The 15,977-nt window shown below is 34.4% G+C and carries 18 protein-coding genes; 8 read left to right on the top strand and 10 right to left on the bottom strand.

Going from position 1 to position 15,977, the window contains the following annotated elements; translation table 11 throughout:
• Positions 1 to 375: 375 nt before the first annotated feature.
• The 3 genes from M2M59_RS14155 to M2M59_RS14145 all read right to left on the bottom strand — a co-directional run bounded on the left by M2M59_RS14155 (position 376) and on the right by M2M59_RS14145 (position 3,133).
• Positions 376 to 792, bottom strand: a complete 417-nt coding sequence (locus M2M59_RS14155) for a CotY/CotZ family spore coat protein (RefSeq protein WP_147197846.1) — start codon at positions 790 to 792, stop codon at positions 376 to 378.
• An 89-nt stretch (positions 793 to 881) separates the two neighbouring features.
• Complete coding sequence (locus tag M2M59_RS14150; RefSeq protein WP_249774924.1) at positions 882 to 1,904, bottom strand: YheC/YheD family endospore coat-associated protein; 1,023 nt, start codon at positions 1,902 to 1,904, stop codon at positions 882 to 884.
• On the bottom strand, positions 1,904 to 3,133 hold the full coding sequence (locus M2M59_RS14145; protein WP_249774923.1) for an ATP-grasp domain-containing protein: 1,230 nt from the start codon (positions 3,131 to 3,133) through the stop codon (positions 1,904 to 1,906). The genes M2M59_RS14150 and M2M59_RS14145 overlap by 1 nt, the downstream gene beginning before the upstream one ends.
• Positions 3,134 to 4,226: 1,093 nt before the next feature.
• Between M2M59_RS14145 and M2M59_RS14140 the strand changes: the two genes are divergently transcribed.
• From M2M59_RS14140 to M2M59_RS14130, 3 genes are read left to right on the top strand one after another with little or no spacing between them, the layout of a single operon-like run.
• A complete protein-coding gene (locus M2M59_RS14140) occupies positions 4,227 to 4,721 on the top strand; it encodes an RNA polymerase sigma factor (protein WP_249774922.1) in 495 nt (164 codons plus the stop codon).
• The gene (locus tag M2M59_RS14135; RefSeq protein ID WP_249774921.1) at positions 4,718 to 5,266 is read left to right on the top strand and encodes a zf-HC2 domain-containing protein; all 549 of its coding nucleotides are present in this window, start codon (positions 4,718 to 4,720) and stop codon (positions 5,264 to 5,266) included. Before M2M59_RS14140 ends, M2M59_RS14135 begins: the two co-directional genes overlap by 4 nt.
• 2 nt (positions 5,267 to 5,268) lie before the next feature.
• Entirely contained in the window at positions 5,269 to 5,952 is a 684-nt protein-coding gene (locus M2M59_RS14130; protein WP_249774920.1) for a YfjL-like protein, read from the top strand.
• A gap of 68 nt (positions 5,953 to 6,020) precedes the next feature.
• On the opposite strand, the gene tatC is transcribed toward M2M59_RS14130, so the two are convergent.
• From tatC to M2M59_RS14095, 7 genes are all read right to left on the bottom strand, one after another.
• Positions 6,021 to 6,788, bottom strand: a complete 768-nt coding sequence (tatC, locus tag M2M59_RS14125) for a twin-arginine translocase subunit TatC (RefSeq protein WP_249774919.1) — start codon at positions 6,786 to 6,788, stop codon at positions 6,021 to 6,023.
• A 16-nt stretch (positions 6,789 to 6,804) separates the two neighbouring features.
• The gene (gene tatA / locus M2M59_RS14120; RefSeq protein ID WP_066790201.1) at positions 6,805 to 6,999 is read right to left on the bottom strand and encodes a twin-arginine translocase TatA/TatE family subunit; all 195 of its coding nucleotides are present in this window, start codon (positions 6,997 to 6,999) and stop codon (positions 6,805 to 6,807) included.
• Positions 7,000 to 7,050: 51 nt separating this feature from the next.
• The gene (locus tag M2M59_RS14115; RefSeq protein WP_147197862.1) at positions 7,051 to 7,629 is read right to left on the bottom strand and encodes an undecaprenyl-diphosphatase; all 579 of its coding nucleotides are present in this window, start codon (positions 7,627 to 7,629) and stop codon (positions 7,051 to 7,053) included.
• Between the two features lie 31 nt (positions 7,630 to 7,660).
• On the bottom strand, positions 7,661 to 8,599 hold the full coding sequence (locus M2M59_RS14110) for an LCP family protein (protein WP_249774918.1): 939 nt from the start codon (positions 8,597 to 8,599) through the stop codon (positions 7,661 to 7,663).
• Positions 8,600 to 8,619: 20 nt separating this feature from the next.
• Positions 8,620 to 9,264: a helix-turn-helix domain-containing protein gene (locus M2M59_RS14105; protein ID WP_150285589.1), complete on the bottom strand. Its 645-nt coding sequence runs from the start codon at positions 9,262 to 9,264 to the stop codon at positions 8,620 to 8,622.
• Between the two features lie 294 nt (positions 9,265 to 9,558).
• Positions 9,559 to 10,470 carry a sigma factor regulator N-terminal domain-containing protein gene (locus tag M2M59_RS14100; protein WP_249774917.1) on the bottom strand — a complete coding sequence of 304 codons (912 nt, stop codon included), beginning with the start codon at positions 10,468 to 10,470 and terminating at the stop codon, positions 9,559 to 9,561.
• Positions 10,443 to 10,961: an RNA polymerase sigma factor gene (locus M2M59_RS14095; RefSeq protein WP_147197871.1), complete on the bottom strand. Its 519-nt coding sequence runs from the start codon at positions 10,959 to 10,961 to the stop codon at positions 10,443 to 10,445. The genes M2M59_RS14100 and M2M59_RS14095 overlap by 28 nt, the downstream gene beginning before the upstream one ends.
• Positions 10,962 to 11,181: 220 nt before the next feature.
• Here M2M59_RS14095 and M2M59_RS14090 point away from each other — a divergent pair, with 220 nt between their 5' ends.
• From M2M59_RS14090 to M2M59_RS14070, 5 genes are all read left to right on the top strand, one after another.
• Positions 11,182 to 11,751: a GNAT family N-acetyltransferase gene (locus M2M59_RS14090; protein ID WP_249774916.1), complete on the top strand. Its 570-nt coding sequence runs from the start codon at positions 11,182 to 11,184 to the stop codon at positions 11,749 to 11,751.
• A 209-nt stretch (positions 11,752 to 11,960) separates the two neighbouring features.
• The gene (locus M2M59_RS14085; protein WP_249774915.1) at positions 11,961 to 13,001 is read left to right on the top strand and encodes an ABC transporter permease; all 1,041 of its coding nucleotides are present in this window, start codon (positions 11,961 to 11,963) and stop codon (positions 12,999 to 13,001) included.
• A 1-nt stretch (position 13,002) separates the two neighbouring features.
• A complete protein-coding gene (locus tag M2M59_RS14080; protein ID WP_249774914.1) occupies positions 13,003 to 13,683 on the top strand; it encodes an ABC transporter ATP-binding protein in 681 nt (226 codons plus the stop codon).
• A 177-nt stretch (positions 13,684 to 13,860) separates the two neighbouring features.
• A complete protein-coding gene (locus M2M59_RS14075; protein ID WP_147197878.1) occupies positions 13,861 to 14,541 on the top strand; it encodes a response regulator transcription factor in 681 nt (226 codons plus the stop codon).
• Positions 14,538 to 15,917 carry a HAMP domain-containing sensor histidine kinase gene (locus tag M2M59_RS14070; protein WP_249774913.1) on the top strand — a complete coding sequence of 460 codons (1,380 nt, stop codon included), beginning with the start codon at positions 14,538 to 14,540 and terminating at the stop codon, positions 15,915 to 15,917. The genes M2M59_RS14075 and M2M59_RS14070 overlap by 4 nt, the downstream gene beginning before the upstream one ends.
• Positions 15,918 to 15,977 lie beyond the last annotated feature (60 nt).

Genomic DNA, 15,977 nt, shown 5'->3' with positions numbered 1-15,977 from the left:
CATATTGTTATTATATTTATCAGGAGTGTATTTCAAAAATTTGTCCCTATTTTGGTCTCAGTAGAAAAGTATAATGTTATTTTACTTATGCATTTACTAGTGGCAATTTAGCTAGTAACAAAGGGGGTCAACTATTTATAGACGATTCACAAAGTAATTTTATATGATGAAAGGATGATGGAAAGAAACGGAGCGACCTCACCAATAGATTGTATTAAACACTATGGTATAGAGTTCCATCCACCAAGAATTGTAATGTTTTTTTCAACTTTTTTGGATTTGTCCCTTTCCTATATGTGAAAATCGCAACTACTTTTTACAAAATAGTTGCGGCTTTCACTGTAACGCAAATTGAATTGGTTTATCTATAAAACATTAATATTTTGGTTCAATTTCAGGGAGTGGTCGATTTACTAGATTTGGTGGAAACGAATTAATTGCGCAGATACAATGTAAGTCTACAATAATACAGCTTTTCGTTTTCCGAAGTGAGTACAATTCATCATCGAATGTGTCAATCAAATTTCCGTCCATATCTATGGCTTCAAGTAGTGACAATTCTGCACAGCAAGTTTCCTCATCATATTTTTCTAATCGAAAAAAAGGAGTTACTGTGCATTTTGTGAATGCTTTTAAAGGCTTGAGATTGTTTTTCATCAAAAGCATAAAAGGTATGGTATCTGTCGTCGGAGAAAAGCATATAAATTGAAACTCCTTTAGTTGACCAGATAATATACTTTGTTCCCTTTGTAATGTTTTCATTGCTTTGCAAACGCAATTTTTGTTATCCACTAAACCTCCCCCTCCTTGGTGGATAATTCTTCGTGTGCTATATTCCTATCGTATGGTGGATGATAAAGAAAGGGGTGGGTGATTGTACTTCAATCTAATGAGTTTTTTTGATTAGCGAGATAAGCAGCATATGGAATTGTATTCATTGCAGCGTCCAATTCCCGATAAACTAATCCAGGTCTCCAATTCACTTCAAAGATCCAGAGTCTTTTATTTTCATCGATTCCAATATCAATCCCTAATTCATCAAATTGGTTGTTATATAGGGCTTCAAACTTTTGTAAAAAACGCTTGGGGAACTGTTCCAACATTCTTAGAATATCGTAGCTTTCTTCACCATATTCTTTTTCCAAGAAAGTTTCGAGCTTCCCAATATAACCTCCTGCACTTATGTTACTAATAATTCCATCATCTGAACCGATGCGTGGATAAATTAACGTAATGGCCCACTCTCCGTAGCCATTTTTCTGCATATGAATTCGAAAGTCAAACGGGAATCCATCCTTTGTTCGGCTTGATATATAAGGTTGAATGAGATATTCCTTTTCATTAATAACTGTTTCAATTTTTGTGCGTAACTCAGTTACACTCACAACTTCTCGATGAAAACCTTCTAACAACTCAATCTGATCTCCAATACGTTCTATAAAAATTAAACCTTTTCCCTGACTTGACGATAAAGGCTTTATAATTATTTTTTTGTATTGTTCTAATGCACTTAAAACATCTTGTGGATCCTTGATTGTTTCAGAAGGTATTAGATAATGAGCATATTCAGGTATAGTCTTTATTTTTTCAAATACTTGCATTTTGTTGCCTATTGGATGACTTGTAAAAGGTATGATTTTTTTAAGCCGCCTAGATACTTTTTTCTGATATGAAGTTTTCATACCTGCAACATTATAAATTACATCTGGAAAAGGCATCTCTTTTAGCACCCAATTTCCATTTTCATATTGATAGCCTTGAATAGTTTTTTCTTTAAATTTAACACCACTAGGAGAGAAGAAATAAAAATCAATACCTTCCATCTTTGCAACTGAAGCACAAATAAAAGCTTTTTTAATCTTATGAGGATGTTTTCTATAATGAAGCATTGCAACAATCACCATTATATCTCCTCCGATAATGGTTCTATATAGAATTTTATTTGGTTATAAGCATTCATTGCGTTTGCCTTCGCTTCTTCTAAGGTATCGCCGATTGCCATCACATACCCATAACGATGGCCCATGGATATAGGTGGCCTAATGACTGCTTTTTTACGTGTTTTAATATAAACCTCTCTTACTCCAGGTTCACTTGAAGCTCTTTTTTTACCTGTCACCTTTAAAAGACGGCCGACTGCGTTTATCGTAATATAGTGTGTATAAAGATGTTTTTCGTGTTTCCTAACTAGGTTAGGTTCATCACCAAGATAAAGTTTAATCGTTTCTTCTACTAGATTTATTCCAAACGCTTCTTCTATCATTCGATTCATTGCTCCCCCGGATATTCTAGGGTTAATCTCAATTAGCTTCCAATTTCCATTCACATATCTAATCTCGAGATGGCAGGCAGCGTTAGTTACTTTTAAATCGTTCATGATTGATTCAACTGTACTGCTTAGCTTTTTATAAAGTTCATCCTTTACATTTAGCTGAACAGCATAACCGGTTATAATAAATTTCAATTCTTTTGTAATCTCTTGTTTGAAAATAGCGACAATATTTACTTTCCCTTTATGGACAAGGACTTCCACTAAATATTGCGGCCCATCTAAATATTCTTCAATCAATATTTGTTGATCGGGATATAATCTTAAGAATTTCTTCATGATCTTTTTCAATTCAATTTTATTTTCAACTAAATAGACATCCTTCGATGCTTTAGACATTGGTGATTTTACAATGAAAGGGTATTCATGTTCTTTATTAATAAAATCGCTGAGATTGGCCATGGGCTGAAAAACTTCAAATTTAGGAGTTGTTGAATTTTCTTTTAAAGCACTTCTTGTTGACGTTTTATCCTCCATATTTCTCAACGCTTCTACAGATATCTGTGAATTACATAATTCATTTGAAAGCTGTGCGGCTAATGATACGAATGGATCTACAAAACTAATAATTGTTTTAATGACTTTGCCCTGTATTTGAAGCTCGCTAATCTTCTCCCTTATATGGTCCTCTGTCATTTTTTCAAAGTGAACCATTTTTGTAATATCGGGGAACTCTTTTCTTTGCTCTAAGAGTCTTTCTTTTTCTGTAAACAAAACGGTGAAAAAACCTAATCGAGCAGCAGTTTTTACTGCTTCTCTACTAGAACCACTTTTTGTGGTTTCAATAAAAATGATAGTCTCCAATTTATCACTCTCCAAAGGAAAAAACTTAGGTCATTGGAAGTCCCTAAGCATCCAAGTATTTTTGACTTGCGATAAAGTAATGTTTTACAAATCCCCCATTCTGATTTAAAGAGAGTTGAAAGCACCAGGACCATGCAATGTTTTTCTTTTAAGCATTTGAACAATGTACAGATGTATTAGTGATTTGCGGAGTTATTTTTAGATGAGTAGAATGATTTTATTGAATAGAGTCATATGAATGCTACTTTGAAGGATACGAGGTATTGTTTATCTTTTAGTAGCTTGTTTGTACATGTCCTTACCCTGATTCCCCAAACATGCTTGAAAAAGAAGCATTTGTTAGTACGGAGAGCAACTTTTTATCTCGCGCTTCATACAAGCAAGAATAGGTGGGGAGATATTACTTTAACGCTACATGATCAAGGTGGAGACATCATTCCTTTTCTAGATCGTTTTCCTTCGTTTATTCATTCAGCAGCATTATAACGACCCGAGGGGAAAGCTAGTTAAGTTCCTTCCAAGCTCGTCGTTCATAATTGATGCTTGAATATTTTTTAGTCTCGATTTCTCATTGAAACATTGAAACAAATGGAATTAGTATGGGCTTAGGCTTCGATAACGAGTATTTAAAATGAAACCCCAGTTTTCCCCAACCAATAATCTTATCTATTTTTTTCTTACTTCGTAAATCACTTTTTTATCAAATACACTATATATATATGAACTATCAATAGTGGTTGTATAGGTAAATTTACTATATGTATTTAATTTTATACGCAATTAATCTATTCGTTGCTTCTAGTTATTATCTATTCACTAGAAGTGGCAAATTCACTCTAAATAAAAGACTAAGAGACAAAAGGATTTTCTTTTTGTCAGGAGTTCCTACTGTCTGGCAAGGTTCCGTACTAATAGAGAATGTAGAAGGTGTCCGATTGGTCATTAAATTATTTATTGTTATAGACAACTGTTTTATAGAGTTGTATCCAACTACTCCTTTAGATAAGGAATTGATAAATATTTTTATAAAAGTTGTAACGAAACATCTAGTCGAGGTATTAATGATTTGAACAGCAAGAGAGAGAGGGTCGTTATGAATAAGCTTGAAGAAGAATACGAAGAAATCCAACCGAAAATTTACGCATTTTTTTATGCAAAGACAGGAAATCAGGCAACTGCTCAAGACCTTTGCCATGATACCTTTTATGAGGCATGTAAAAACATCGCATCATTTAATGGTGTTTCCACCTTATCGACTTGGATGTTTTCGATCGCAGTGAACTTATTGAAGAAGCATTACCGAAAAAATAAGTATCAGCGTAGCTTAATGCAAAAACTCTCCTTGATGCCAGAAACGGAAATCAATACTTTAGAAGAATTAGCCGAAATCAAAGAGGATACAAAAAAACTTTTATATCATATTTCAAAGTTGGAAGATTCAGCGAGAGAGATTGTACTGCTTCGTATATACGGAGAGCTGAGTTTTGCGGAGATTGGTGTATTAATCGGTAAATCTGAAAACTATGCACGGGTTAATTTTCACCGATTGAAATTAAGAATTCAAAAAGCAATGGAGCTGACTTTATGAAGACAAACTGTGCGGTGACGCAAGACTTACTGCCATTATATGAAGAAGAGTTATTGCATCCGGATACTCAACGGTTTGTTGAGGAACATTTGCAAAGCTGCCAAGAATGCCGGCATATAGCGGAACAATCACAAATTCCACTGCCTGCTGAAGTAAAACTCCACGGTGCTTCAAAAAACATGCTTCGAAATATAACCGTGAAATTGACGACAATACAGATTTTCTTTGTAGCAATTGCCTTTGTATTAGCTATGAGTACGACCATTATGAATGACAACAGTGGGTTTATCCTGACCTACGCCATTTTGGGAGCAATCACGTATCTGTTCTACCGATCTGTCCTCGTTACAGTCCTGCTTGCGGGCGTACCGAATTTCCTGTGGAATTGCCTGATATATATGACGAATTGGTTCGGTAAATTCTATGCTGACAGTTTTTCGGAAGCTCTTCAAATAGCACTGACTACTTTGATTATTCACCTGTTGGTTACTGTTATTGGAATCCTTATCGGCTTTTGTATTCTTAAAATAAGAGAGGGAAAATGAATATGAAAAAGAAAATAATATATAGTGTATTTGCCATTTCATTAATTGCCGTCATCGTAGTTGCTTACATACAAATGAGCGGAAATACAATGGATAAACATAAAGCAAAAGAGAGTCTTGAAGCGTTTTTAGAACAAAATTATCCGGATATGAATTACAAGATTAAGCGATCTGTAGAGTATGGATGGACTGACAGTACCTATCAGTTTAAAGTAGTGAAAAAGGATCTATCAGCAGTTGAAACCACCTACTCATTCTATGTCTCAGGTATCGAACCCTATGAAGTCTTTAGTGATACGATTCATGAGTCTAACATAGACAAAGAGGCATCTAAAAAACTAAATACGGAGGCAGAGAGGTATATTCGAACGCTCCTTCGGAAAAAAGTGCCGCAAGTCGATTCAGTGGATACTGATGTAGAAGTATACAGTAAAGTCGCCAAGGAATGGACGCCTCAGGTTAAAACCCCAAAGCCCATCATAATTATGCTAGAGATCGAAAAAGGGAAGCTAACAAAAGAACAGATGCTACAACAGTGCAAGCTGATGCAGAAACTGTTGAATGACCAATCAATCGATTATGGTATGGTTGAGGCGGGGTATCGCAGTATAGTGAACGGGGAAGAAGATTATGAATATGTTAGCTTTACTCCAGAACAGAAACTGACAATACATGATGTAAAATAAAATACCTGTTGTTATGTTAAGGTGGCATTTTGGGATTTACAACCTTTCCAATAAAAAATCCTTCTACCTTATAGGGTAGAAGGATTTTCTTCTGCTACGATTGACCTTTCACTCTCCGACTTCAAATATTTTCGATAGCCAAAACGAGAGATTATGATGCTAATCTCATACAAAATGCATAAAGGTATAGAGACTATAAATAGCGACATAACATCCGTTGGTGTAATAATATCCGCAATAACCATCAAAATGAAGTAGGCGTACTTCCGAAATTTGCTGAGCATATGCGGCGTGATTATCCTAAGTCTTGTTAAAAATAGGACAACCATTGGCAATTCAAAGACAATTCCAAAGGGGAGTGTCAGCTGAAGCAAAAATTGAAAGTATTCGTTAATGCCAATAGTTTGCTGAATATCCATGTCTGTAGACATTTCTGCCATGAAATGAATCATATAAGGGAATAAAATCTTATATGAAAACATAACGCCAAGCAAAAATAAAAACACAATATAAGGGATATACCTCAATGTGGCCTTTCGTTCTGTCGGATATAAACCTGGCGTGATAAAGGCCCATAGCTGATATAAAATAATAGGTGACGTCATAACAATTGCCAGTACAAAAATCACTAGGAAATAAATATTGACTGGATCTGTTACTTTAAAAGAATGGAGCTGTAATGTCTTTGCTTCATTGCTAAATTGCAAAAAGTGGATGAGAGGTTGTGCAAGAAAAAAACTAGCTATCACTGCCACCACAAAGAATACAGCAATAATCATCAATCGTTTCCTTAATTCATCTATATGTTCAATAATCGTTAGTTCAGTCTTGTTCATTTATAAACATCCTAGCTTATTTATCTTCAGATTTTGTAGATTCTGAAGGCTTTTTAGACGGCTCATCATCTTCCATTAATCCGTTTGTAGCTTTTTTGAATTCGCGAAGGGTAGTACCCATAGCTTTTCCTAGTTCAGGCAGTTTCTTTGGTCCGAAAATGATTATGGCAACAACAGCAAGTATAATTGCCGTTACAGGACTAATTCCCATTCATAACACCTCCTAGATATTTAATAAAATGAACAACAAAATATGCGATGCCTATCTATAATTTTTAAAAGAGAGCTTATTGAAAATGTCTATAATAAAGTTGTATAAAGGATTAAGGATTCTCGCTTGTGTCACAACAAGTAAAGAAACACAAAATCCGATAAAACCACCAGCTAAAACATCCAAGGGGTAGTGCACTCCGATATAAATCCTTGAAAGTGCCATAACACATGCTAATCCAAGCAGTATCAATCCGGCTTTTCGTCTATTCCAAAAAACTGCAAACGCCAAGGCAAATGATCCAGCAGCATGGTTACTGGGGAAAGAAGGGTCCATATTTGATTTGTTGAATAATAGTGTTACTGAATGGTCAACAAATGGTCGTGGTCGAAAATGGACGATTTCAATAATCATGTCTATCCCAAGTGTAAGAATGACAATAGTTAATGCAGACAAAACGATCTTCTGATTTTGTTCTTTATTTTTAGACCTTGAAAACCAAAGACAGATAAAAAATAATCCAAATAGCAGAGGGCCATATTTTGAAAAGTAGAGAACTAGATGATCAATAAAGATACTTTTTCCTGCAAATTGGTTAATGAGTTTAAAAATTTGATAATCTAAATTCAATGGTGACCTCTCCTATATGAAGTAGTTTTACTTATTGGGTTTTCTTTTGTTCACTAGTAGTCAAAAATGTTTTTAGGGCTTTTTTGTTCTTTTCAAGATCTGCATCTAACACAGCACCTACAATTTCATTTTTGTTCTCATAAGAATCTGCTATAGGAATACGCAATGTTTCCATGCCTTTTGATTTTCCAGCTAGTAAACCCTTAGCAATTGTAAGGATTGTTTTATTATCCACATTGGTCTCAATATAGCTATCAGCCGTTCCAAGTATCTTCGGTAAATTCACCAATGTTTTCATACTGATGGCTTGTTCTTTCACTTTTGTTAAGACTTCTTGCTGTCGTTCTACACGCCCAAAATCACTTAAACGATCATGTCGATATCGTACATAACCTAGTACCTGATCGCCATGTAAAGTTTGTTTACCGGGATGCAAAGTCATACCAATGCCATATTCCATAGTAGAAGGAATATCCACAGTAATACCATCAGGTGCTAGTAGATCAATTATTCTAGAAAATCCTTTAAAATCGACAACAGCATAGTAATTTGCATCAATATCGAAATTTTGTTTTATGGTTTCTCTTAAAAGCTCAGGTCCGCCAAATGCAAAAGCACTATTTATTTTTTGCATACCATGTTTTGGGATATCAACATATGTATCTCTCATGATAGAAACAAGCTTTACGTTATTCGTTTTTTGATCATAGTGCGCAATCATTAAGGTATCTGATCTCGAATGTTCTTCTCCTCTTGAATCACTTCCTATTAACAATACATTCATCTTTCCAATATGCGTATCTGCACCTTCAAAAGGTTTAAATGTTGTTTTCACCTCTTTAGAAGGCCCTTTCTCTGCCGAAGCTAAGCCGCTATTATATTGATAACACCAATAAGTTACACCAGCTATAATGATCAAAATGAATGTTAAGAAGAGGTTTCTAAATACTTTCCGTTTACTACGTTTCATAAATTCACCTGCCTAAATCATTATGGTTTTAATAATGCATTCGTAATAAGTTGTACAGCAATCGCATCGTCTAAATAGCCGATGGGCAGTAAATAATCCGGAATCACATCAACTGGGATAATAAAATACAGTAATGAACTACCGATTAGGGCTAATTCAAAAATAGAGCCTTTCCTTGATATAAACCTTGTATGAAAGTCCTTTAATTTATTAATGAAGGGTCCTACACTACCAACTTCCTGTATTTTTTGTTTAAAACCATTAGTAATTGTATTTTTTCCTTCTTCTGTTTCTGCATATGCTTCATAGCTTTTTAACTTTTGCTTCACTCGTTCAATTGAAAAATTCTCGTCATTAATATTAGAATCCTTAAATATAGATTGTATTGCACCAATAGACACATGAAGATCCGAATCTAATTCTCCAGTATTCTGTTCTAGAGGATAGCCTGCTGCTTCAAATAGTTTAATTAAAGGAATTCCTAGACATTCTGCAAATTTTTCTAAATGTTGAGGAGTTGCTTTTCGTTTATTATTAATGATTCGTGAAATTGTGGCTGTATCAATTCCAGTGAGCTCACTAAAATTGCGCATGGATAATGAACGTTCTTTTAATAATTGTCTCAGCAACAAACCGAGTTCAGAACTATTATTTGGCTTGGCCATATGTAGTCTCCTTTCATAAAAACACTATAAAAATAATTTCTTTAATTGCGAATATGAAACTATCATTCTCAAAAAGAATATAGTTAAATTGACAAATTGTCAACACTGCGTCAATAAAAAGGGAAATGGACTATTTGAAGTTGAGGACTAATAAATAACTTCCATTTTATTTAATTCAAAGATATAACAGACCAGAGTGGTGAGAATAAAAGCTAAGCTAGAAGCATTGATATAAAAATAATGCCAACCATTTGCTGGTTGGCACTACTTTTTTCTGCTACGAAGTAATCTTGTCTATTTCGTTGGTTGAATATACGGCACAATCGGTACTGTCACGCCTATCGATGCACCTCTAATAAAGTCTTTCCCAAGTAATTCTTTAAAATTTTCAGTGCGACCAGTTAGCATGACCCCTAACAAAGTTACTTCGTTAAACGGCTTGTTTTTATTCTTGGCAATATATTCTTGGATTATCTCCAATGATTGACTTGAATCGTATTTTTTAAGGTTGTTAACAAAATCCTCGAACGAATCTTTTGAGAGTTTAGAATCGGAATAACCATAAACTTGTACGCCTGATGGTCCTGGTGCTTCATCTACTATCTCGGACATCATATATAGCCAAGCTATATTTAAATTTTCGGGTATGTAATCGCGTACTTGTTTCATTGTTAACGGCTGCTTGAATGAGATTGCCACCTCAGCTACCTGATTTTTTATTTGAATTACAGCTGGGAGCTGATTTTGAACACCACCATAATATTGTTTAATCGCAGGATGATAAAACGTGGCGAACCTTTGCTTTGTTTGTTTATCGTACTCAAAATAAGTATCCCCGTTCTTGTGGAAGCCAGGTGTTCGTTCGTTGCTATCACCAGAAGTACCAAACAATGAATAAGTACTTGTTAATGTACTCCAAGGGACTAGATAACCATCTATATCTTTTGAGCGATATGTGATAATATTGCCGCCGAACATCGTAGAATTGCTTGTTACCTGGGAATCAATATTAACATTAGGTTGAGAAATAGCGTTCTCTAAAAATAAACTTTCATGTAATTGAGTTGTATTTCGGGCAGTTAAATACATGCCTATTCGGCTAATTATAAATAGTAGGGTAATACAAACGATAAAAGAAATAAGAGCAATTTTAACCAATTGTTTTCTTTTTGCTTTTTTTAATGCCTTTTGAATCGATGAATCCATGCATTAATCCCTCCATTTTCTGTATGGATTGTTTTTCGTGCCCGGTAAAGCTTTTGCTTAATATTGTCCTCACGTAAATGAAGTAATTGTGATATTTCCCCATAAGTTAATTCATAATAGTATTTTAAAATAAAAATCTCTCTATACTCCTTTTTAACATTTTTTAATAAATACATAATTTCATCTTGATTAAAAAGCTGATCAAAATCAGTATTTCCACTAGCTAACTTAGATTGAATTTCATCAGATAGTGGAACATTATGCTGAAATTTTTTTCTTTTTAAATCAATAAAGTCATTGAGGGCCACTCGATAAAACCACGGACGAATTGTTTTTTCATCCAGGTTACTTAACATGGAATAGATTTTATAAAAAGTATTTTGAATAATATCTTCTGCATCTTCTTTTGATGCTCCCTTTGAGCGTAAAAGTAGAAACACTTCCTCTCCAATTTGAATCAGATAGGAGGTAAACGCGTCTTTTTGATTCATATTTTTCCTCCTCATTGATACAACGGATGAAGTGCTAAAAAAGTAGACAAAAAATAAATATAATTAAAAGATTAATTTACCATATACTGCAATAAATCTACTTACCATAAATAAAAAGGAGAAGATTTTAAAATATCTAAATAGTTAATATATGATATAATGTTCCAATGAGTCCAACAAAAAGATGGGACTGAAATTAGTCAAAAATAGGGGTGTCAGCTTGGGGAATATCAACACGTTGATGGTTGAGAACAGTCAAATGGAAGGTGAAAGGATTCTTTTGCGTCCAGTTTCGTTTGAGGATGCTGAGGATATGTTTGAATATACATCAGATGAAGAAACGACTCGTTTTCTTTATGCAGAGCATAAAGATTTAGATCAGACGAAGAATTTTATAGCAAATTATTTTATAAAAGAACCTATTGGCAAATATGCTATCGTGTTAAAAGACAGCAACAAAATGATTGGTGCGATTGAGTTCAGAGTGCATGAGTATAATCATAGCGGAGAACTGGGGTATACCATGAATCGGCATTATTGGGGTAAAGGCTATGCGACAGAAGCAGGGAAGTTGATCCTCGACTTAGCCTTTAATATCCTTGGCTTAGAGCGTGTATTTGCAGCGTATGAGGTGAAGAATGTAGCATCTGGAAGAGTACTAGAGCGCTTAGGTATGAAGTGTGAAGGCATCCTTCGAAAGAGTGAAATGATCAAGGGTATATTAGTAGATAGCGCGTATCATTCTATATTAAAAGATGAATATATGCTTTCTCGTAAAAAGGAAGGCTAAGAGATTTCTAATTTAAACTTCGAGCGTAAAATAATAAGGCTAGTTTTCATTTATTAACATGAAAACTAGCCTTTGTTTATCGTGAATCACATAGCAACAGTTCAATTTTTCCGAAGGTCAGTGTTAACTCTAAATTTAACAGCTGTTCATCGTCTGTTCATATTAATACTTTATAGTGAAAGTATAGAAAACGAATTGGAGGAATAGTGATGAACTTAGCATGGAAAGAAATGAAAAAAAATAAAGCAAGATTTTTAATTTTAGGCTCCATAGTATTTCTTGTAAGTTTATTAACTTTTATTATATCTGGTTTGGCAAATGGATTGTCTCAAGACAATGCTGCCTTAATTAAAGATTTACCCACAGGCCAGTTTTATATGACCAAGGACTCAGATCAAACCTATAACCTGTCTAAGATAGATGCAAGTACAGAAGATAAAATGTTAAAAAATACTCAGGACGCAGTTGCCTTCTCTATACAAATGGGTTTTCTAAATGATCCAGGCGAGAAACAACGAAGCGTTGCATTTGTAACATCAACGAATACCAAATCTAAATTGTTTCCAAATATAAAGAAAGGCGAAGTTGTATTAGATAGTTCTTTGAAAGATAAAGGTATAAAAATTGGGGATGCCTTAACGAATAATCAGTATAGCGGAAAGTTAACTGTAAAAGGTTTTGTAGAGCAAAAGAAATTTAGCCATGCTCCAGTTGCTTATATAAATATCAACGACTATAAAGAAATTTACCGAGTGAAAGAAATGCAATTGGTCTTCGTGCCTGGGGATAAATCTCCCAAACATATTACTGGATTACAATCCTTTTCAAAGAAAGAATTTCTCAATACCATTCCGAGTTTTAATGCAGAACAGATGTCTTTAAATATGATTGTTTGGTTCTTAGTAATCATTAGTGGGATGTTGTTTGCCATCTTTTTCTATATGATGAATGTTCAAAAGATTGGTTTATACGGCATATTGAAGGCGATTGGCATAAAAACAAGAAAACTTTTCCAAATGATGTGGACGCAAATGGTTTTTATCACAATCATTTCACTTGTATTGTCTATTGCATTCAGCCAGATCTTCAATCTAGTGGCTCCTAAAGGAATGCCTTTTAGTTTAACGTTTGAGACAACTTTCCTATTATCTATTGTTTTCTTAATAATAGGTTTTATTGGTGCTACGCTGTCAGGAATACAAATAAGAAAAGTAGAACCATTGCAAGCAATCCAACAAGGAGAGGTTTAGTATGCCATTATTTACTCTTGATGAAGTTAGAAAAACGTTTACCAATGGAGAAATAAAAGAAGAAATTTTGAAAGGAATTAACCTTTCTCTTAAAGAAGGGGAAATCACAGCACTAGTGGGTGCCTCAGGTTCAGGGAAAAGTACACTTCTAACAATTGCGGCTGGATTACAGCCTGCAACAAACGGGCAAGTAGTATTCAATGGAAATAATATTGCGACAATGAATGATGAACAAATTCGTCAAATTCGTGCAAGTGAATTTGGATTTGTATTTCAATTTGCACACCTTGTTCCTTTCCTAACAGTGGAAGAACAGCTATTGCTAATGTTAGATGTATCTGAGTCAAAATTAAATAAACATGAACAAAAAACAGAAATTGATCGAATTCTAAAGCTAGTTGAAATGGAACATAGAAAAGATGCATATCCTTCTTCATTATCTGGAGGGGAGAAACAACGTGTTGCCATTGCCCGTGCTATCATTCACAAACCGAAAATTCTCTTCGCAGATGAACCCACTGCAAGTTTAGATTCAAAAAAATCAAAAGATGTGATGATGTTGATACGAGAGTTAACAAAAACGTTGAATATCACGACTTTAATGGTCACCCATGATGAAGAAATGCTTTCTTATGTAGACCGTGTTGTCAAAATGAGTGATGGGTTGGTATTAGAAAAATAGTTGTAAAATTGGAGATGCCAAGAGTCTAGAATTAAATGTAAATAAACAGCCCATACTTTTATTTTAGGGGGCTGTTTATTTGTTATACAAACACTTAATGAAAATCACACTGACAGCAGCTAAAGCATTCTATATTTTGACCATAATCTAAAGAAAGTGTGAAAGGGAGCATGTAGAGTGATGAATATACTGATAGTGGATGATGATATCAATATCCTACAGGTAGTAGATATTCACTTAACCGAATCAGGTTATAAGGTGTTGCAAGCAAAAGACGGGAACGAAGCGTTGAGGGTATTGAATGAAGTAGCTTGCGATCTAGCTGTAGTGGATGTAATGATGCCATTCATAGATGGTTATACATTAACCAAAGAGATTCGAAAAAAATATAATATCCCAATCATTCTTTTAACTGCTAAAAATCAAATCGAAGACAAAGAAGAAGGGTTTCGATCTGGAACTGATGATTATCTGGTGAAGCCTTTTGAAATGAAAGAGTTGAGATTTAGAATTGAGGCATTACTACGAAGATATAATAAACAAACAGACGATACTATTGTCCGTTTAGGAAATACAACGATAAATAAAAATAAATATGAAGTACAAATGGGAGAAAGAACCTTAATTTTGCCACTCAAAGAATTTGAATTATTACATTTCCTCGCTTCAAATCCTATGCACGTTTTCTCTCGAGATCAAATAATTGAACAAATATGGGGACTAAACTATGAGGGAGATGAACGAACAGTGGATGTTCACATCAAGAGATTGAGAGAGCGTTTTTCTAAATCAACCGATGATTTCCAAATAAAAACAGTTCGCGGGGTTGGATATTTATTGGAGGCTAATCCAAGGTGAAAACTCTGTATGTAAAATTTATCGTGATTACGCTTGGCATTATGATTTTTAGCGGGATTTTTGCTTTTATTATCTCTAATACGTATTATCAGCAAAGACTAAAACCTTTGAATGATCAAAAGAATACAAGGATCGCACTAGATATTGCTGAGTTTGTGACTGATCATCCAACTATAAATCTAGAAGAATATCTAGAAAACGTATCATCCATCGGCTATCAAATTTACCTAGTTGACAATTTGGAAGAAGAATCTTACTTTGGAGCACGTTTTAGGGAAAATAAGCTCTCGAATGCCACGAAAGAGCGCGTATTAAATGGAGATATTTTTCATGGTATTCTCAACTTCCCGCAAGAAACATTTGTCACTGGATTTTTTGCAAATGAATTGAAAAATACAATTGGTGTGCCTTTAATCCATGATGGAAAGAAATATGCTCTTTTCCTTAGGCCAGATATTAAACTTCTTTTTAATGAAATGCATATCTTGTTTGGATGGCTCCTTGCTCTATCCATTTTATTGAGCATTACTTTAGTTATCTTTAGCGCAAAGTATTTAGTAACACCAATTACAAAACTTACATCGGCTACAAAGTTATTATCTAATGGAGATTTTAATGTCAATCTTGATATTACACGTCATGATGAATTAGGAGAACTATCGCTTAGCTTTTTGCAGATGGCGAGAAAACTGGAAAAGGTGGACGATAGAAGGAAGGAGTTCATTTCGAACATTTCTCATGATATCCAATCTCCTTTATCCAATATTAAAGCATATACAGACCTATTAGAAAATGAATTAATAAGCAGGGAAGATAGAAGCCAGTATGTTTCTATTATTAACGATGAAATTAGAAGGCTTTCTACATTAACGAAACAATTATTGCTTCTTGCTTCGTTAGATCGTGATGAAGATATCTTAAAAAGAAAGCTATTTAATGTTGGTAAGCAAATGAAAGAATTAGTCAAAAATTATCAATGGCAAATGGATGAGAAGGGTATTATGCTTGGTTATTCATTGCCGGATATAGAAATTATGGGGGATCTATCGTTGCTTAATACGGTTTGGGACAATCTCTTAACAAATTCGATTAAATATAATAAACCTAATGGCAGTATAGAAATTTCTATTAAAACAAAAGGAAACTGGTTAGTTGTATCGTTTGAAGATACCGGTATAGGATTGAATGAAAAAGATATTGAAAGGATTTTTGACCGTTTTTATCGTGTGGATATCGCACGCACTCGAACGGTAGAAGGGACCGGATTAGGACTATCCATCGTTGCTACCATTGTAAAGATGCATGGGGGGAAAATCAGTGTGAGTAGCACTGAAAATGTGGGGACTAATTTCACTGTAGAACTGCCTATCGATTAGATTGGCTGAGTAATCTGCAGGAACGGTACAAGGAGATAGTAGCTAAGCCAGTTAGAAAAT

The sequence above is a fragment of the Rummeliibacillus sp. G93 genome, from assembly GCF_023515935.1.
GTDB lineage: Bacteria > Bacillota > Bacilli > Bacillales_A > Planococcaceae > Rummeliibacillus > Rummeliibacillus stabekisii.
Note: the sequence above shows the minus strand (reverse complement) of the source record. Positions and strands in the feature narration are given on the sequence as shown.